General features: G+C 61.8%; 16 protein-coding genes. 7 read left to right on the forward strand and 9 right to left on the reverse strand.

Annotated features, from left to right (window positions below; translation table 11 throughout):
* Window positions 1-57 precede the first annotated feature (57 nt).
* A complete protein-coding gene (locus AC1DV9_RS04685; protein ID WP_477946424.1) occupies window positions 58-1422 on the reverse strand; it encodes a L,D-transpeptidase in 1365 nt (454 codons plus the stop codon).
* Window positions 1423-1671: 249 nt separating this feature from the next.
* Here AC1DV9_RS04685 and AC1DV9_RS04690 point away from each other — a divergent pair, with 249 nt between their 5' ends.
* The 3 genes from AC1DV9_RS04690 (at window position 1672) to AC1DV9_RS04700 (ending at window position 3323) form a co-directional block, all read left to right on the forward strand.
* On the forward strand, window positions 1672-2511 hold the full coding sequence (locus AC1DV9_RS04690; protein WP_112515858.1) for a DUF4432 family protein: 840 nt from the start codon (window positions 1672-1674) through the stop codon (window positions 2509-2511).
* A 71-nt stretch (window positions 2512-2582) separates the two neighbouring features.
* Window positions 2583-2921: a protein tyrosine phosphatase family protein gene (locus AC1DV9_RS04695; protein ID WP_112386955.1), complete on the forward strand. Its 339-nt coding sequence runs from the start codon at window positions 2583-2585 to the stop codon at window positions 2919-2921.
* Between the two features lie 57 nt (window positions 2922-2978).
* Window positions 2979-3323: a RidA family protein gene (locus AC1DV9_RS04700; RefSeq protein WP_112515859.1), complete on the forward strand. Its 345-nt coding sequence runs from the start codon at window positions 2979-2981 to the stop codon at window positions 3321-3323.
* A gap of 64 nt (window positions 3324-3387) precedes the next feature.
* On the opposite strand, the gene AC1DV9_RS04705 is transcribed toward AC1DV9_RS04700, so the two are convergent.
* From AC1DV9_RS04705 to AC1DV9_RS04720, 4 genes are read right to left on the reverse strand one after another with little or no spacing between them, the layout of a single operon-like run.
* Window positions 3388-5040 carry a thiamine pyrophosphate-binding protein gene (locus AC1DV9_RS04705; protein ID WP_477946426.1) on the reverse strand — a complete coding sequence of 551 codons (1653 nt, stop codon included), beginning with the start codon at window positions 5038-5040 and terminating at the stop codon, window positions 3388-3390.
* Window positions 5037-6251 carry a succinate--glutarate CoA-transferase gene (caiB, locus tag AC1DV9_RS04710; protein WP_477946428.1) on the reverse strand — a complete coding sequence of 405 codons (1215 nt, stop codon included), beginning with the start codon at window positions 6249-6251 and terminating at the stop codon, window positions 5037-5039. Before caiB ends, AC1DV9_RS04705 begins: the two co-directional genes overlap by 4 nt.
* Before the next feature lie 18 nt (window positions 6252-6269).
* The gene (locus tag AC1DV9_RS04715) at window positions 6270-7208 is read right to left on the reverse strand and encodes a DMT family transporter (protein WP_477946429.1); all 939 of its coding nucleotides are present in this window, start codon (window positions 7206-7208) and stop codon (window positions 6270-6272) included.
* 29 nt (window positions 7209-7237) lie between these two features.
* Window positions 7238-8167, reverse strand: coding sequence for a lysophospholipase (locus AC1DV9_RS04720; RefSeq protein ID WP_477946430.1), 930 nt, complete (start codon window positions 8165-8167; stop codon window positions 7238-7240).
* A gap of 150 nt (window positions 8168-8317) precedes the next feature.
* Between AC1DV9_RS04720 and AC1DV9_RS04725 the strand changes: the two genes are divergently transcribed.
* From AC1DV9_RS04725 to metF, 4 genes are all read left to right on the forward strand, one after another.
* The gene (locus AC1DV9_RS04725) at window positions 8318-9055 is read left to right on the forward strand and encodes a ribonuclease T2 family protein (RefSeq protein ID WP_477946432.1); all 738 of its coding nucleotides are present in this window, start codon (window positions 8318-8320) and stop codon (window positions 9053-9055) included.
* A gap of 113 nt (window positions 9056-9168) precedes the next feature.
* Window positions 9169-10818, forward strand: coding sequence for an energy-dependent translational throttle protein EttA (ettA, locus tag AC1DV9_RS04730; RefSeq protein WP_112386962.1), 1650 nt, complete (start codon window positions 9169-9171; stop codon window positions 10816-10818).
* 161 nt (window positions 10819-10979) lie between these two features.
* Window positions 10980-11996 (forward strand): ArsR/SmtB family transcription factor, encoded by a 1017-nt coding sequence (locus tag AC1DV9_RS04735; RefSeq protein ID WP_112386963.1) that lies wholly within the window; start codon window positions 10980-10982, stop codon window positions 11994-11996.
* A 3-nt stretch (window positions 11997-11999) separates the two neighbouring features.
* Window positions 12000-12905, forward strand: coding sequence for a methylenetetrahydrofolate reductase [NAD(P)H] (metF, locus tag AC1DV9_RS04740; protein WP_477946434.1), 906 nt, complete (start codon window positions 12000-12002; stop codon window positions 12903-12905).
* A 519-nt stretch (window positions 12906-13424) separates the two neighbouring features.
* Here metF and AC1DV9_RS04745 read toward each other — a convergent pair.
* From AC1DV9_RS04745 to AC1DV9_RS04760, 4 genes are all read right to left on the reverse strand, one after another.
* On the reverse strand, window positions 13425-14669 hold the full coding sequence (locus tag AC1DV9_RS04745) for a lytic murein transglycosylase (protein WP_477946436.1): 1245 nt from the start codon (window positions 14667-14669) through the stop codon (window positions 13425-13427).
* A gap of 80 nt (window positions 14670-14749) precedes the next feature.
* Entirely contained in the window at window positions 14750-15544 is a 795-nt protein-coding gene (locus tag AC1DV9_RS04750; protein WP_112386966.1) for a glycoside hydrolase family 25 protein, read from the reverse strand.
* A gap of 124 nt (window positions 15545-15668) precedes the next feature.
* The gene (locus AC1DV9_RS04755; RefSeq protein WP_477946942.1) at window positions 15669-16289 is read right to left on the reverse strand and encodes a class I SAM-dependent methyltransferase; all 621 of its coding nucleotides are present in this window, start codon (window positions 16287-16289) and stop codon (window positions 15669-15671) included.
* 50 nt (window positions 16290-16339) lie between these two features.
* A complete protein-coding gene (locus AC1DV9_RS04760) occupies window positions 16340-17584 on the reverse strand; it encodes a BtaA family protein (protein ID WP_477946438.1) in 1245 nt (414 codons plus the stop codon).
* Window positions 17585-17706 lie beyond the last annotated feature (122 nt).

The following is a 17706-nucleotide window of genomic DNA, read 5'->3' on the forward strand; positions in this document are numbered from 1 at the left end:
GCCGAAACAAAAAAGCCGCCGGGAGACCGGCGGCTTTTTTGTTTCAATGCATGGCGATCAATCGACGAATTCGACCGTGACGCCGGGCTTGACCATCTTGGCCAGTTCCGTCGCGTCCCAGTTGGTCAGGCGGATACAGCCGTGGCTCTGGGTGCGGCCGATCTTCGAGGGCTCTGGGGTACCGTGAATGCCGTAGGTCGGCTTGGAGAGTGCGATCCAGACAGTGCCAACCGGGCCGTTCGGGCCTGGCGGGATGTTCAGGACCTTGTCGTTGGCGCCCTGTTGGAAGTTGATCTTAGGATTGTAGGTGTAGCCCGGGTTCAGCGCGACGCGATCGACCTGAACCGTTCCCGACGGCGAGGGCGTGTCGTTGGAACCGATCGAGGCCGGGTAAGCGGCGATCAGGTTGCCCGCATCGTCATAGGCGAAGACCTGCTTCTTGGCCTTGTCCGCCAGGATCTTGGCGACCGTACCGGTCTTCGGGTCGCCCGGATTGACAACCTTGATGATGGTGCCGGGGACGGTGAAGTCGTCGCCGGGGTTCATTTCCTTCAGGAAGGCCTCGTCCATATGGAAACGCTCGGCCAGCATCTCGGTCGTGGACGTATAGGCGAGCGACGGCAGAAGCGCCTTGTGTGCGTAGTCTTCCGGAATCTCGGCGACATAGGGGCCAGCCGCGTCTGCAGGGGTGATGGTATAGCTGATAACAGGCAGGCCGCCCGACAGGCGCAGCTGTTCAAGGATCGCGTCGGTATTGTTCGGATCGAGATTTTCGCCGGTCATCTGGTTGTAGGCATAGATCGCCTTGGTGACGTTCGAGCCCATGTGTCCGTCGATGACACCTGGCGAGATGCCGGAGCGGTCGAGGAACACCTGCAGTGCGACGATCTCCGGCTTCGACTTGCCCTTCAGGGTGATCGCGGGCTCTTCGGGTGCCCTTGGCTGCTGTGCCTGAGGTGCCTGCTGATCGGGATCGATCGCGGCATAGTCACCGTTATCAGGATAGGGCTGATCGAGCGGCTGACGCTCGATGCTTCCGTCACGCGGGATCGCGCCGGTGACTGCGCCGCGCTCCATGTAGCGGGTGCTGCCATAGCGCGTCTGATCGCCGCTCTCGGCATTATAGGGGTCGTTGTTATAGGGATCGCGCGAGGGAGCCGCGGGATAATAGCCCTTGGAGCGCATTTCGGTGGCGACGACATTGCCATAGCTGTCGACGAGAACGCGATTGCCGTTACGGTCACGCGAATAATAGACGTCGGCGCCCGGCGGGATATAGTTAACGATCTGGCCATCCGGCGTGACCATGACGACGTCGCGCTGGCGGCGGCCATATTGCTGCGCGTCCGCGACCGGCGCGACGGATGTGACGGCCAGAACGACAGCGGCGAGCGAAAGGCCGTATTTCAGAATGCGATTCACGTCTTGCACCTCAAGCAGGGACTGGGCCGACACACACCCGCGAATTTTGACGCTAGTGTGGAATTTATGAATTCGTACTGAACAAATTATGAAAATATCCGTGATCACTTGCGTGAAGCTAAACGTTTGGTTTGCCACGGTGGTTCCTCAGCGGATCGCCGGTTGCGGGCAATCATGCGCGACGTGATTGACGAAACCTTGCGCTGCCCCTAACGCTACGGCAGTTTTGAGACAGGGGGAGGGATTGAAATGATCGAGTTTGCAGCCGCCAAGGGGCCGCGCCTGATGCTGGACGAAACGTCGGTGATGGATATCGGTGCCTGCGTCGTCGATGGCGTCGACATTTCGCCCAAGCGCGCCATTCCGGATGACGGCGATCCCCGCATCGACCATTCGCTCGAAGGCTTCCTGTTCACCTGCGGCCCCGACCATATCCGTCACCGCGAGCCGATCCCGGGCCGCACCGACGGCGCGATCTATCCGCTGCATGGCTCGGTTTCCGGCCACAAGGCGAAGGTGCTGTGGACCAAGTTCGAAAACGGCAATGCCGAATGCCGCGCCGATATCGACCTCGTCACTGTCGAGGGACTGCCGCAGCGCATCGAGCGCCTTTGGAAGATCGATGGCGCAACGGGCGAAGTCTCGCTCGAGGACAAGGTCATCAATACCAGCGACCAGACCGTCCCGACCTTCCTGATGTATCATATGAATGTCGGCGGCAAATGGTTCGACGAGGGCACCCGGCTTGAAGGCAAGATGCTGGAAGACGGCGGCTTCCCCTGGACCTTCGGCGACGAACTCGGCGGGTTGTTCTGCGTCGAGGCACCGGCGACCGAAGGTGGCTTTGCCGAAGTACGCCTCGGGCCGATGAAGGCCGTGCACGGCAAGACGCTGAGGGTGCGCACGCGCTCCGATACGCTGCCGCACCTGCAGGTCTGGCGCAACCAGAATGCACCGGCGCATATTCTCGGCATCGAGCCGGTCTCGCATCGCTGGGTGCTGCGCAGCGAGCTGGAGGCGGCGGGCGAATTCAACATGCTGAAGCCCGGCGAAAGCCGCAGCTATGCGCTGACCTTCGCCTTTGTATGAGCTAACAATTGTTGACGCTCGCGGTCGCGCATCGTAGAGCTTCTGCCGTTCATTTTCAGGAGGTACGCGTGATGGACATCCGCCAGATCGACGACGACTATTCGGTATCCGGCCAGATTGCGGTCGAGGATCTCGACCAGATCAAGGCTCTGGGTTTCAAGTCGATCGTCTGCCATCGCCCGGACCAGGAAAGCCCCGACCAGACGCCGTTTTCCGTGATTGCGGCACGCGCCAAGGAGCTTGGCCTGGAGATCGCGCATGTGCCTGTCGGCACCATGGGCGTCACCGAAGAAGCCGTGACCGGCATGGTCGACGCGCTTGACGAATTCCCGCGCCCGATGCTCGGCTATTGCCGCTCCGGCGCCCGTTCCACCGCGATCTATCAGAAGACCCATCATATTCGCGGCTGACCCTGCGGCGCGGTTTTGTCCGCGCCCTTCATTCCATAAGAAACTCAGGAGAAAACCATGAGCATCAAGCGCATCGGCCCCGGTCCCCGCATGAGCGGCGCCGTCGTCCACGGCAACACCGTTTACCTCGCCGGCCAGGTTGCCGAAGGCGAGAGCGTTACGGATCAGTGCAAGGCTGCTCTTGCCGAAGTCGACCGCCTGCTGGCGGCTGCCGGCTCCAGCAAGTCGAAGATCCTGCAGACACTGATCTATCTCTCCGACATTTCCGACTTCGCCGAAATGAACGCTGCCTGGGAAGCCTGGGTCGATCCGGCCAACACCCCGGCGCGCGCCACCAGCGAAGCCAAGCTCGCTGCACCGAAATACAAGGTCGAGTTCATCGTCACGGCGGCGATCGACTGATTTTCCGGAATTACCGAAACCGGAAGCCGGTGGGTTCGCTCACCGGCTTTTTTGTTTGGAGCCCTTAGCTCTTCGTCCTGATCTGCGTCAGCGTGCGGGCCGGTGTGATGGCTTCAGGATCGAGCTTGATCTCGATGATCGCCGGCTTGCGGCTGGCACGGGCGCGCTCGAAGGCGGGCACGAACTCTGCGGTCGTCTCGACCGTTTCGCCATGGCCGCCATAGGCGCGGGCGAGGGCGGCAAAATCGGGGTTGGTGAGATCGGTACCGCTGACGCGGCCCGGATATTCCCGCTCCTGATGCATGCGGATCGTGCCGTAGATGCCGTTGTTGATGACAAGCACAATGATCGGCAGGTTATAGCGCACAGCGGTGGCGAATTCCTGACCATGCATCATGAAGCAGCCGTCTCCGGCAAAGCAGATCACCTCGCGCTCCGGAAAGAGCTGCTTGGCGGCAACGGCGGCGGGCAGGCCGTAGCCCATTGAGCCTGAGGTCGGGGCCGCCTGCGTATTGAACTGCCGGAAGCGGTGGAAACGGTGCAGCCAGGTGGCGTAGTTTCCGGCGCCATTGGTGAAGATCGCATCGGCTCTGGTATTGCCTTCGATCCAGTCCATGATCGGCCCCATCTGTACCGCGCCGGGGCCGGTTTGGGGCGGCTTCGACCATGTGAGATAGGCTTGGTGCATGCGCTCGGTACGCTCCGCCCAGCGTGGTTCTCCCGGCGCTTCGAGATCGGCAAGCGCATCGACGAAATCCTGCGGCGAGGCGCAGATGGCGAGATCCGGGCGATAGATGCGGCCGAGCTCGGATGCATCGGGATAGATATGGACGAGCTGCTGCTGGGGATAGGGGATATCGATCAGCGTATAGCCTGACGACGGCATTTCCGACATGCGGCTGCCGAGCAGGATCAGCAGGTCGCTTTCCTTGATCTCTCTCGCCAGAGCCGGGTTGATGCCGATGCCGACATCGCCGGCATAGCTCGGATGCAGATGATCGAACAGCATCTGGCGGCGGAAGGAACAGCCGACCGGCAGCTTGAAGCGCTCGGCGAAGGCGCGGAAATCGGCGACCGCATCGGCATCCCAGCGGGTGCCGCCGAGGATTACCAGAGGACGCTCGGCCTTCAGCAGGCGCATGTAGAAATCATCCACCTGACGGCGGCCGGGATAGGCGGCAACGCGGACATAGGGCTTGGCGCGGGATGCCTCGACCTCGTCGCGCAACATGTCTTCTGGCAGTGACAGGACGACGGGGCCGGGGCGGCCGGATGTGGCGATGGAAAAGGCGCGGGTGACGAATTCCGGGATGCGTGCGGCATCGTCGATCTCGCCGACCCATTTGGCATATTCCGTCAGCGCCCTGCGGAACTCGACCTCCTGGAAGGCTTCGCGCTCGCGGGCATCGCGCTGGACCTGGCCGATGAACAGGATCATCGGGATCGAATCCTGGCGGGCGATGTGGAGACCGGCCGAGGCATTGGTGGCGCCGGGGCCGCGGGTGATCATGCAGATGCCGGGCTCGCCGGTCAGGCGGCCCCAGCAATCGGCCATCATCGCAGCACCACCTTCCTGGCGGCAGACGATGACTTCGATGTCGCTGTCGTGAAGGGCATCGAGGACCGCGAGGAAGCTTTCGCCGGGCACGCAGGAAAGGCGGGTGACGCCATTTGCCTTCAATGCCTCGACGATCAATTCTCCGCCGGTCTTTCTCATGATGCCTGTTCCCTCCCTTGTGCCTTCCGTTCCAGCGCTTCGAGTTCGGCCAGCACCTCCTCCTGGTGCTCGCCGAGGCGCGGGCTCGGTCTTTCGTAGCGTAGCGGTGTTTCCGAGAGAACCACAGGGGTTCGAACCGTCGGGATCAGTGTTCCGGCGGCATCGGCGAGATCGAGCCGCAGGCCGCGGGCAATGACCTGCGGATCGGCGAACATCTCCTCGATCGTATTGATGGCGCCGGCCGGCACGGCATTGTCCTCGCAGGCCTTCAGGAGATCGGCCTTCTGCCAGCCCAATGTCTTGCCGGAAACCAGGCGGCGGACCTCGTCGCGGTTGGCAACGCGCGCCTTGTTGGTGGCGAAACGCTCGTCCTCGCCGATGCCGTCGAGGCCGAGGATGGTGCAGAGGCGGCGGAACTGGCCGTCATTGCCGACGGCGAGAATGAGATAGCCATCGGCGGCCGGAATGACTTCGTAAGGCGAGATGTTCGGATGCGCGTTGCCGAGCCGCACCGGCGCCTTGCCCGAGACCAAATAGTTCATGTTCTGGTTCGCAAGAATGGCGGACTGCACATCGAGCAGCGCCATATCGACCAGCTGGCCTTCGCCGGTCTTCAGCGCGTGGATCAGTGCCGCTTCGATGGCGGAGACCGCATAGATGCCGGTGAAGATATCGGCGATGGCGACGCCGGCCTTCATCGGCTGCCCGTCTGGTTCGCCTGTCACGGACATGAAACCCGACATGCCCTGGACGATGTAATCGTAGCCGGCGAGATTGGCATAGGGGCCGGTCTGGCCGAAACCGGTGATCGAGCAATAGACGAGTTTGGGATTGATCTGGCGCAGGCTCTCGTAATCGAGACCGTATTTGACGAGGCCGCCGAGCTTGAAGTTCTCGATCAGCACATCGGCTGTTGCAGCCAGACGGCGGACCAGCGCCTGGCCTTCCTCTGTCTTGAGGTCGGCGGTGATCGAGCGCTTGTTGCGGTTGGTGGAATGGTAATAGGCGGCGGAAAGATTTTCGCCGTCGGCGCCCTCGACGAAGGGCGGCCCCCATTGCCTCGTATCGTCGCCGCCATCGGGATTTTCGACCTTGATGACGTCGGCTCCGAGATCGGCCAACATCTGCCCGGCCCAGGGACCGGCAAGCACGCGGGCCAGTTCGATGACCCTGATGCCCGCAAGCGGCGGCTTTTTGCTGCTGACCGTCATGTTGCTCCCGCGGGCGGATTACGGCGCCCGTGTTGCCTCAGATGTATCGGATACGGGCTTCGATGCAAAGCGCCGCTCGCGCCAGATGATGTAGAGGCCCGAAGCGATGATGATCAGGATACCGAGCCATTTGATGGCATCCGGGAAGTCGCCAAAGACCAGCCAGGCGAAGATCGTCGCCGAGACGATCTCGAAATATTGCAGCGGCGCCAGCGTCGATGCCGGAGCGGCGCGATAGGCATAGACGCCGAGAATGCCGGCGATCGCCGCCATGACGCCGACGCCCGCAAGATAGGCGAAGGCGATCGAAGAGGGCATGACCGGATCGAAGACATCGGAGCCGCTTCCTTCGCCGACATAGAGAATGATGGCGCAGAAAAGCAGGCCCCAGAGGCCCATCTGGAACTGCATGACCCAGGGGTCTTCGCGCTGCGCCAGGGCCCGGTTCATCATCGCCGAAATGGCGATGCAGACGGCGCTGACGACGGGAAGCAGCGCCACGAAGCCGACTTCCTGGAAGCTCGGCTGGATGATCAGGATGGCGCCGAAGAAGCCGACGCCGCAGGCTGTGTAGCGCCGCCAGCCGATGGCTTCGCCGAGGAAAATGCTGCTGAGGATCGTCAGGATGATCGGCTCGACGAAGAAGATGGCGATGGCATCGGCGACCGACATGTATTTCAGCGTCGCGACGAAGGAGATCATCGAGATGGTCATGATGATCCCGCGGATCGCGTGATAGAAGGTCTGCTTCCACGACAGGTCGGCGAGGTTCTTGCGCCAGATGACGACGGGCAGCATGCAGATCGCCTGGACGGCGAAACGCGCGGCGGTAATCTCGGCCGAGGGGACGGTGGCGATCGCCAGCTTGGCGAAGATGTCGATCAGCGGTGAAAACAGCACCGACAGAAGCATGAGCGCCAGGCCCATGGTAACTTCGGAGGAGGTGTTCGTCTTCATTGCCGCGCCTGCCATGTGGAATGTTCCCGTCAGGACCGCATGACCGCGCCGTCGCACCAATCGGCGAAGGCCGAGATGGCATCTGCTGCGCCGGTCTCGTTCAAGGTCTCGTGCCTGAAGTCCTGATATATTTCAGTGGTGATACGGGAGAAGCCCTGCCGTTTCAAATGGTTTGAGAGCCACAGAACGGCTTTTCCGCGCTCCGTTGCCGGATCCTGCCCACCGCCGACAAGATGGATCGGACGATCCTTCGGAAGCCGGTCGAGCTGTTCCTTTTTCATCGCCCGGAATGTCAGTTCGAAAACGTCGAGCCACATCGATACAGAGGCATCGAAGCCGCACAGAGGATCGGCGATATATTTCGCGACCTCCGCCGGATCGCGCGACAGCCAGTCGAATTCCGTTGTGTGGCCGGGAATGGACTTGCCCCAGGCGGCGAAGGTCAATCGCGGCAGCATGCCGCTTGGCACATCCGAGCCCTTCAGCGCCTTTTCGGCGCGCAGGATCATTTGCGCGGCGCGGCCGGAGAGGCCAACGGCGAAATTCGAATTCCAGACGGCAACCGCATCGAATTTCTCCGGATAGGTCTCCGCGGCGTTGAGCGCGATCAGCCCGCCCATCGAATGGCCGAAGAGGATGACGGGGAGCCCCGGGTGCAGGCTCGCTGCATGATCGCGCATGGCGGCGACGTCATCGATGACGCGGGATACACCGTCGCGCCTCGCGAACTGCCCGACCGGCGCATCCGGCGCCTTGGTCTCGCCGTGGCCGCGATGATCGTGCACAAAGACATGATAGCCGCGCGCGGCCATGGCCTCTGCGAAGCGCTGATAGCGTTTCGAATGCTCGGCAAGGCCGTGGCAGACGACGAGGATACCGCGTGGCGCGCCCGCGGCCGTCTCGCTGTGAAAAGCGAGCGACGCTTCTGTCACGTTAAGCCATTGTGTTTGCGAAAACATCCGATCCTCCCGGCGCGCAGAAGATCAGATCGGCCGTCAAATGCAAGCGGGCCTGCGGCGATTTGCAGGGGAAAATGCTGCGATTCAGGGTTGCGGAACGTTGCGCTTCGTGCTTACTTGTTCTTGTATTGTTCTGTCTAGGGGATGGAGATGAGCAGGTTCTTTCTGAATGCGGCAATCGTGGCTTTGTCAGGCCTGTTGGCGGCTTCGGCTTTCGCACAGGAAGGGCAGGGGCGCACGCGCTTCATCCTCGCTGCAAGCTGGCAACCGGCCTTTTGCCAGACGAACCAGAAGAAGCCGGAATGCGCCAGCCAGAGGCGGGATCGCTTCGACGCGACCAATTTTACCCTCCATGGTCTCTGGCCGATGCGGCAGAATTATTGCGGCGTCTCGAAGGAGGAGCAGGCGGCGGACAAGGATGGCGACTGGCGGTCGTTGCCTGAGGTCAAGCTGACGCCGGAGAATGCGGCGGCGCTGGCAAAAGCGATGCCGGGCACGCAATCGGCGCTCGAGCGTCACGAGTGGACCAAGCACGGCACCTGTACGAAACTCTCGGCCGACGCCTATTTCGGCACGGCCGTGCGGCTGATCGGCGATCTCAATGCATCGGCGGTGCGCGAGCTGTTCGCCGCCAATATCGGCAAGTCTGTCAGCGCCGATCAGATCAAGGCCGCCTTCGACAAGAGTTTTGGAGCAGGCGCTGCCGACCGGGTCAAGATGAGCTGCCGCAGGGCCGGCGGTGTGCGGGTTATCAGCGAGCTGACGATCGGCTTGTCTGAGGATGCGGTGGCACCAGGCTCTGCCGATAATCTCGGCACGCTGATCCAGGGGGCGGGACGAACCTCCTTCGGATGCGACCAGGGTGTGGTAGACGCGGCCGGTTTCTGAGGCAAAGACTGCTGCAAAGCGTAAGAGAGGCCGGTTTCGGCGTTGCCCGGGAGCCGGGTTTCGCCTACATAGCGGCCACGGATTTACACGTTTGCGCGCGGAGCAGTTTAAAGATGGCACGTCAGTTCATTTATCACATGTCGGGACTCAACAAGTCTTACGGCGCCAAGAAAATTCTCGAGAACGTCAACCTGTCGTTCTACCCGGATGCCAAGATCGGTATTCTTGGCCCGAACGGCGCCGGTAAGTCGACGGTGCTGCGCATCATCGCCGGTCAGGACAAGGAATACACAGGCGAAGCCTGGCTCGCCGACGGTGCGACCGTTGGCTACCTTGAGCAGGAGCCGCATCTCGATCCGACAAAGACCGCCTTCGAGAACGTCATGATGGGCGTTGCCGACAAGACGGCGATCATCGACCGCTACAACGAGCTGATGATGAACTATTCCGACGAGACGGCGGACGAGGGCGCCAAGCTCCAGGACATCATCGACAGCCAGAATCTCTGGGATCTGGAACAGCAGGTCGAAATGGCGATGGAAGCGCTGCGCTGCCCGCCGAAGGATTCCGACGTCACCATTCTCTCGGGCGGTGAACGCCGCCGTATCGCACTCTGCCGCCTGCTCCTGTCGCAGCCGGACCTGCTGCTGCTCGACGAACCGACCAACCACCTCGACGCAGAAACCATCGCGTGGCTCGAAAAGCACCTGCGCGATTATCCGGGCGCCGTGATGATGATCACCCACGACCGCTACTTCCTCGACAACGTAACGGGCTGGATCCTCGAGCTCGACCGCGGCCGCGGCATTCCGTACGAAGGCAACTACTCTGCCTACCTGACGGCCAAGGCCAAGCGCATGCTGCAGGAAAACCGCGAAGAAGCCGGCCGCCAGAAGGCGCTGTCGCGCGAACAGGAATGGATCGCCTCCAGCCCGAAGGCCCGTCAGGCGAAGTCCAAGGCCCGTATCAAGGCCTACGAACAGCTGGTCGATGCCGCCGAAGGCATCCGTCCCGGCGATGCGCAGATCATCATCCCGGTCTCCGAGCGTCTCGGCAATGTCGTCATCGAGATGGAAGGCATCACCAAGGGCTTCGAAGGCCGCACGCTGATCAACGACCTGTCGATCAAGCTGCCGCCGGGCGGCATCGTCGGCATCATCGGTCCGAACGGCGCCGGCAAGACGACGCTGTTCAAGATGATCACCGGCCAGGAAAAGCCGGATGCCGGTTCGGTGCGCATCGGTGACACCGTGCATCTCGGCTATGTCGACCAGAGCCGCGATGCGCTGGATGGCAACAAGACGGTCTGGGAAGAAATCTCCGGCGGTGCCGAAGTCATCAAGCTCGGCAAGTTCGACATGAACTCCCGCGCCTATTGCGGCGCCTTCAACTTCAAGGGCGGCGACCAGCAGCAGAAGGTCGGCAACCTCTCGGGTGGCCAGCGCAACCGCGTTCACCTTGCCAAGATGCTGAAGGCCGGCGGCAACGTGCTGCTGCTCGACGAACCGACCAACGACCTTGATACGGAAACGCTGGGTGCGCTGGAAACGGCGCTAGAAAACTTCGCCGGCTGCGCCATCATCATCAGCCACGATCGCATGTTCCTCGACCGTCTGGCGACGCATATCCTCGCCTTCGAAGGCGACGGCCATGTCGAATGGTTCGAAGGCAACTTCGAAGACTACGAGCAGGACAAGGTCCGCCGCCTCGGCCCCGACGCCCTCAACCCGGGCAGCCAAGCCTACAAGCGCCTGACTCGCTGATATCTGCCTTTATGCCTTTGGAAAGCCCCGGTCATGGCCGGGGCTTTTGCATGTCTGCGGCGTCGTGATCTGGCCAATGAATTTCGTGATTATCTGAATTGAAGCTTGCTACCGCTACGCAAATCACATAAAGATATCTTTATATCTTGATTGGGCGGAATATGGCTGAACCGGTAAAGCTTGGATTGGATGCGATCGTGGACGTCTTGAAGGCGGCCGGCGAGCCGACCCGTCTGCGATTGCTGGCGCTTCTGGCGGCCGGAGACCTGACCGTCACCGACCTTACCGAAATTCTCGGCCAGTCCCAACCCCGCATTTCCCGTCACCTGAAGCTGCTTGGTGAGGCCGATCTCATCGATCGCTACCAGGAAGGCGCCTGGGCCTATTTCCGGCTGAAGCAGGAGGGTAAGGCTGCGGCGCTGGTGCGCGTGCTCCTGCAGCATTCCTCGGAGAACGATCCGGTCGTCCAGCGCGACGGCGAGCGCCTGTCTTCGGTCAAGCGCCAGCGCGCCGAGCGGGCACAGGCCTATTTCAGCCGCAATGCGGCCGAGTGGGACGAGTTGCGCCGCCTGCATGCCGCCGACGAAGAGGTCGATGCGGCGGTCATCAAGCTTCTCGGCAGCCAGCCGGTCTATTCGCTTCTCGATCTCGGCACCGGGACCGGCCGTATCCTGCAGCTGTTGTCAGGGCTCTACCGCCGGGCGATCGGCGTCGATGCCAGCCGCGACATGCTGAGCGTGGCGCGCTCCAATCTCGACAAGTCAGGGATCAACAAGGCGTCGGTGCGCCATGCCGATATCCTGAACCTGCCGTTCGACGGGCAGGATTTCGACCTGGTGACCATCCATCAGGTGCTGCATTTCTTCGATCAGCCCGAGATCGCTATCAATGAGGCGGCGCGCATGCTGGCGCCCGGCGGGCGGCTGCTGGTCATCGATCTGGCCCCGCACGGGCTCGAATATCTCAGGGACGAGCATGCCCATGTCCGTCTCGGTTTCTCGCACCAGTCGATGTCCGACTGGCTGCGCAAGGCGGGGCTCGATGTCGAGCAGGCCGTCGATCTTCATCCGGGTCAGGCCGGCGAGCAGGGCCTCACGGTCACGATCTGGCTCGCCCGCGACCCGCGGCGCCTGATGGCATCCGAAGGCGCCGGAACAATATTGGCAGCGGAGGTTTGATTTATGACTTTGAACACTAGTGGCCGCCGCGATATCGGCATTTCCTTCGAATTCTTCCCGCCCAAGTCGGAAGAGATGGAAGGCCAGCTCTGGAAAGCCGTCAGTGAGCTACAGGACTGGAATCCGGATTTCGTTTCCGTCACCTATGGCGCCGGCGGCACGACCAAGGCGCCGACGCTGACGGCCGTCACGCGGTTTCTGAACGAGACGCCGCTTGCCACCGCCTCGCATCTCACCTGCGTCGGCGCGACGAAGGAAGAGACGCATCAGGTGATCGACAATTTCCGCAAGGCGGGCGTGAAGCATTTCGTGGCGCTGCGCGGTGACGCGCCTGGCGGTGCCGGGGCGCCCTATCAGCCGCATCCGGGCGGCTATGCCAATGCCTCCGAGCTGGTGGCGGGGCTGCGCGAAATCGGCGATTTCGAGATTTCCGTGTCGGCCTATCCGGAGAAGCATCCGGAGAGCAAGGATGTGACCGCCGATATCGACATGCTGAAGCGCAAGGCCAATAATGGCGCCAACCGTGCGCTGACGCAGTTCTTCTTCGACAACGACAATTTCGAGCGCTACCTGGAGAAGGTGCGGGCGGCGGGCGTGACGATGCCCATCGTTCCGGGCATCATGCCGATCCTTAATCTGACGCAGCTGAAGCGCTTTGCCGGCGCCTGCGGTACGGTCATCCCGGCTTTCCTCGACGAGCGCTTCGCTGGTCTCGATGACAAGCCGGAAGAGCGCGCCAAGGTGGCGGCGGATGTCGCAGCCGAACAGATCGAGGATCTTGTGGCCCGCGGGCTCCACGAATTCCATCTCTATACGATGAACCGTTCGCCGCTGGTCTCGGCTGTGCTCACCAATCTCGGCCTGCGCCGAGGTGAGACGAAGGCAGCGGCAGCCGGCGCTGCCGCCTGATCAGGCAGCTCTTCGAACGCAATAAAAAAGCGCATGTCAGGCGGGACATGCGCTTTTTTAATTGGCTGAACTGTTAGTTACTCAGGAGTCCGGTATTCCAGTCATAGGGTCCGTTTGCTGCTCAGATGAAGAGCATAGACAAGACGAACGCGAACGCTGCACTGACCAACAGGACATTCAAGGATCGTGTGATACCCATGTCTGCCTCCTTGCGTTAACGAGCCGATACTATGTCCGAAATGTGTCGGCTGAAAAGCGAATTCAATGTTGCATTGCAGCAACAGCCGGTGGATAACTGCTGCACAACGTAGCCACGGCATTGAAATCATTCGAAAAAGCGCGGTGAAATTTTATTCACACATTTTAACGGTGCGTTAAAGTCGGCGATTGGGCGTTAAGGCCTGCGCCCATATCAAGGCTTCGCCGGAAGCTGCTGAAATCCTGAGCTAAAACGAAAATCGCGTCCGGCCTGACGGACGGACGCGATGGGATTGCTTGTGAATGGCCGGTTATGGCGACTCAGAGCGCGCCGAGAAGACCGGGGGTCGCCCAGCCGTCGGCCGGCATGCCGAGGCGCTGCTGTTCCTTCTGGATGGCAACGCGGGTGCCGGATCCAAGGATACCGTCGATCTCGCCGACATCGTGGCCGAGCGACTGCAGCTTGGTCTGCAGCTGCTTCATCTCGTCGTTGGCAAGGCCCTGTTCCGGCGTGCCCTTCTGATAGGGCTGGGCGCCGGAGAGGCGGGTACCGAAATAGGCTGCTGACGTCGTGTAGATGAAGGACTTGTTCCACTCGAGATAGATCTTGAAGTTCGGATAGGCGATGAATGCCGGTCCGAGGCGGCCCTGCGGCAGAACGAGATCGCCTTCGAGCTCGCCGAAATTGGTGTTGCCATCGCGCGGCTTGACGCCGAGCGCAAACCAGTCGCCCGCCTTCATCGTGCCGCCGAGGCCCGACTTTTCCCACGGAAGGTTATCGGGAAGGGTGACTTCCTGCAGCCAGGGCTGGCCGCGCTCGAAACCGAGATGCTGGATGAACTTGGCGGCCGTCAGGATGGCGTCCGGGCCGCTCTGCTTCAGGCGGACGTGGCCGTCGCCATCGCCGTCCATGCCGTAGGCGATGATGTCGCGTGGCAGCATCTGAACCTGGCCGATTTCGCCGGCCCATGCGCCGGTGTTGGTGGCCGGGTCGAGGTCGCCGTGCTGGACCATCTCGATCAGCGCGATCAGCTGCGGACGGAAGAGCTCGGGGCGGCGGCAATCATGGGCGAGCGTCACCAGCGCGTTGCGGGTGTTGAAATCGCCCTGTACGGCGCCGAAGTCGGTTTCCATCGCCCAGAAGGCGGTGATGACGCCGGCCGGTACGCCGTAATCCTGCTCGGCCTTGGCGAACACGTCGGCATATTGCTTCATCTTCTGGCGGCCGATGTCGAGACGCGCCTGGCTGACGGTGCGCTGCGAGAATTCGAGGAAGGTCTGCTTGAAGACGCCCTGGGCGCGGTCGCGGCTCAGAACCTTGGGGTCGATCTCGGCGCCTGCAAGCGCCTGGTCGGTGGCCTCGGCGGTGGCGCCGGCTGCAATCGCATCGGCCTTCACGCCTGCCAGGAACTGCGAGAGGTCACCGTCGCAGGCAACAGCCGGCGCCTGCGGAGTGGCGGGAGCCGCCGGGGCAGGGGCTGCCGCCTGCTGCGCAAATACCGTGGTTGCTGAGGTGACGGCAAACAGAAGAGCAAGTGCAGAGCGGCTTGCGAGCGAGCGGTGCATGGGTTCGTCCTTATATCCGAAATATGTCCGCCGCTTTCACAGATGAATGTGACGGAAGCAAGAAAGTTCGGTGGACGTTACTAAGAATTTCTATCCTTGGAAACCGCAGCGACCCAATTGTTCCAGTTCTTCTGGTTGCCCGCGAAGACATTGATGTCCGTCGGCCCCTGAATGCCTGGAATGACGCCCGTCGAGGTGTATTGCCAGAAGGCCCAGCGGCGGTCCGCATAGGTGACTTCGGGGTGTTTTGCGGTGGAACGGACCCAGAAATGGTAGTCCTGGAAATAGCCCTGCAGATTCTCGCGATGGAAATCGACGGAGGTGTAGATGATCGGTCGCTTGCCGTAATAGGCTTCCAGCCGATCCATGAAGCGCTTCATCTCGGAGCGCACGGTGGCCGGATCCGGGCGAAGGCGGCATGTCTTGGATTCGCCGTTCCACTCGACGTCGAGAACCGGCGGCAGCCGCATCGCCTCCTTCGGCACATTCTGGATGAACCAGTCGGCCTGTTCGTCTGCCGAGGAGCAGAAATAGTAGAAGTGATAGGGCGCATGCGGAATGCCGACGGCGCGGGCGCGCTGCCAGTATTCGCTGAAGCGCGGATCGACGCGGTCCTTGCCTTCGGTCGCCTTGATGAAGGCGAAGGACACGCCGGAGGATTTCACCGTCTGCCAGTCGATATCGCCCTGCCACTTGGAGATGTCGATGCCGTGGATATCGTTTTGATGCGGGGTCTTGGCGCCGAAATCCTGCGGATCGGTGTCCTGGAAACGGCTCTTCTTTATCGAAGCTGTTTCGAGATAGTCATAGCCCGTGGAGCTGCAACCGGCGAGCATAAGAGCCAGCGGCAAAACGCAAAACAACAGCCTGCGCATGGTTATCCCGTCATGTAACGAATGATCTACTTGCCCCACAGCATGACCTTCGAAGACGAATTCAGCCGAGGAATAATCCTCTTTTCACCATATCAACGTAAAAAATCGGTTAGTTTCAAGCGAATTATGCGCGCTTGGCGGATATGACGGCCTGCCAGGCATAGCCGCCGCCGATCGTCTCGAAGGCCAATCCTGCACCGTTTTCATGGGCTTGGGCTTCCAGAACCTCACGCAGATTGGCGCGCGGCGTGACGTGGAATTTTGTCAGCCATCCCTGCAGCAGGGCTCTGAACCAGCCGGGAAGACCCTCCTGCTGGCCGAAATCGACGATATGCAGCTGGCCGCCCGGATTGAGCGCGGCGATCGCAGCGTCGATGGCGCGTTCCCAATCGGGGATCATCGACAGGGCATAGGAGATGAGGATGCGATCGAAACCGGCGGCGCCGAATTCGCGCGGGGTGAAGGCGGTGGCGTCGGCAACGCGGAAGTCGGGCAGGGTGGCCTTCGTCGCGAAGGTCTTGCGGGCCGAGATCAGCATCTCCTGCGAGATGTCGAGGCCGTAGAGCCGGGCATCCGGAAAGCGCTTGTGGGCGAGCGCCAGGTTGCGGCCGGTGCCGCAGCCGACTTCGAGCAGCGTGCCGCCCTTGGGTACATCGAGGCCGCGGATCGTCTTGTCGCGGCCAAGCAGATAGTATTTGCGCGTCAGATCGTAGATATGGCGCTGGTAACGGTACATCCCGTCCATCAGGCCGGCATGCGCCTCGGAGCGATCGTCCGGAAGCGTGCGGATCTCTGTCACGCCTTCTTCCCGTAGATGTGGAAGCCGCCGTAAATCGCCGAGCGATCGAGCGCCGTCATATCGCGCGACCTGTCTTCGAAGTAGTCCCACTGATCGCGGATCGCCGGCGACAGACGTCCCTCGATGATGCTCTTCTCCGCAGCCGTGCGGAAGATGACGCGGGCGCCGGGGCGGGCGGTGCGGCTGATCTCGGCCCAGAGGCCGTTCAGCTGCTCGTCGGTCATCCAATCCTGTGCATCGAGCAGGATGTAGCGGTCGCGCGATGCGGCAGGCTCGCCAGCCAGCAGCTCGGTGAAGTTCGCATGGTGAACAGTGACGCGATCGACATTCGCGCGGATCACATCATGATGCTCCGGCTTCAGATAGGTCGGCAGCGGACCTTCGTCGCCGGCGGCGTAGCGGCGCGCGAAGGCCTGCCAGGCGAAATAGTTGTCGCGCATCGGGAAATGACAGGCGAGCTTCTCGAGACGGTGGCGGAGAACCGGAGCGATCGAGTGATCGGCAGCCAGGCTTGCCAGCTCGTCATATTGCTGCGGCGGGATGCCGAGGCCGAACAGCGAGCTCTTGCGGCCGGTGATCCAGCGCACGACGGGCTTTTCGAAGAGGGGAGCGACCTGCTGGTCGAAGAAGGCGCGCTGCTCCTCCAGCGACTGCGTCTTGGTGATCTGCTTCAGATCGACGCCGTGCAGGCGGGCTAGCAGATGGGCGGCGCCGATGAAGCGTCCAAGCAGGCCCGTCTCATAGATGTTGCGATCGAAGACGGTGACGCGGCGGCGGCCGAACTTGCGGCCGTTCCAGTAGCTGCGCGTCGCATCATCGAGAACCGGAGAGAGGTAACGGTCGAAGGCGCGGCTGTTCGACGCTTCGTTCGGCATGGCGAGGAAGCGAACGAGATCGGCATGACCAGGCAGATGCTTGAAGGCGGCAAGCTTCAGACGGTTCAGCGCGATGTGATGCGGGTTCAGATCGACGACGTCGATCGAGGCCGGGCCCTTGGAGAGGTAGGCGAGCATATTGCAGCCGCCGGAGCCGATGGTGACGATACGGTGATGCGGCTGCAGCTCCATGGCCTGCATGTCGAGATCCGGATCTTCCCAGATCTGCGGATAGACGAGGCCGGAGAAAAGCAAGCCAAAAAGCCGCTCGGAAAGGCCCTCCTTGGAGAATGCCTTGTGGCGGAGGAGTGCGTCCTTGAGTTTCCGGTTCTTGCGGAAGCCGGCATCCGGTGCAAATTCGGTCATCTGATTCCATCACCGTTTTTAGCGTTCAGGGCGTTTAACGCGGCGCTGCTACAGTTTGATGACGCGGGCTGTGGGCAGCCTTTTGCGGGCAATAGCGTGGATGAAACGGCACTCTCGCTTTT

The sequence above is a fragment of the Rhizobium sp. 01L410 genome (genome assembly GCF_056400165.1).

What these genes read in the sequence shown, in the direction of transcription:
- AC1DV9_RS04690 (WP_112515858.1), top strand. Translation starts at nt 1,672, where the DNA reads ATGATCGAGTTTGCAGCCGCCAAGGGGCCGCGCCTGATGCTGGACGAA.
- AC1DV9_RS04695 (WP_112386955.1), top strand. Translation starts at nt 2,583, where the DNA reads ATGGACATCCGCCAGATCGACGACGACTATTCGGTATCCGGCCAGATT.
- AC1DV9_RS04700 (WP_112515859.1), top strand. Translation starts at nt 2,979, where the DNA reads ATGAGCATCAAGCGCATCGGCCCCGGTCCCCGCATGAGCGGCGCCGTC.
- AC1DV9_RS04705 (WP_477946426.1), bottom strand. Translation starts at nt 5,040, where the DNA reads ATGAGAAAGACCGGCGGAGAATTGATCGTCGAGGCATTGAAGGCAAAT.
- caiB (WP_477946428.1), bottom strand. Translation starts at nt 6,251, where the DNA reads ATGACGGTCAGCAGCAAAAAGCCGCCGCTTGCGGGCATCAGGGTCATC.
- AC1DV9_RS04715 (WP_477946429.1), bottom strand. Translation starts at nt 7,208, where the DNA reads ATGAAGACGAACACCTCCTCCGAAGTTACCATGGGCCTGGCGCTCATG.
- AC1DV9_RS04720 (WP_477946430.1), bottom strand. Translation starts at nt 8,167, where the DNA reads ATGTTTTCGCAAACACAATGGCTTAACGTGACAGAAGCGTCGCTCGCT.
- AC1DV9_RS04725 (WP_477946432.1), top strand. Translation starts at nt 8,318, where the DNA reads ATGAGCAGGTTCTTTCTGAATGCGGCAATCGTGGCTTTGTCAGGCCTG.
- ettA (WP_112386962.1), top strand. Translation starts at nt 9,169, where the DNA reads ATGGCACGTCAGTTCATTTATCACATGTCGGGACTCAACAAGTCTTAC.
- AC1DV9_RS04735 (WP_112386963.1), top strand. Translation starts at nt 10,980, where the DNA reads ATGGCTGAACCGGTAAAGCTTGGATTGGATGCGATCGTGGACGTCTTG.
- metF (WP_477946434.1), top strand. Translation starts at nt 12,000, where the DNA reads ATGACTTTGAACACTAGTGGCCGCCGCGATATCGGCATTTCCTTCGAA.
- AC1DV9_RS04745 (WP_477946436.1), bottom strand. Translation starts at nt 14,669, where the DNA reads ATGCACCGCTCGCTCGCAAGCCGCTCTGCACTTGCTCTTCTGTTTGCC.
- AC1DV9_RS04750 (WP_112386966.1), bottom strand. Translation starts at nt 15,544, where the DNA reads ATGCGCAGGCTGTTGTTTTGCGTTTTGCCGCTGGCTCTTATGCTCGCC.
- AC1DV9_RS04755 (WP_477946942.1), bottom strand. Translation starts at nt 16,289, where the DNA reads ATGGACGGGATGTACCGTTACCAGCGCCATATCTACGATCTGACGCGC.
- AC1DV9_RS04760 (WP_477946438.1), bottom strand. Translation starts at nt 17,584, where the DNA reads ATGACCGAATTTGCACCGGATGCCGGCTTCCGCAAGAACCGGAAACTC.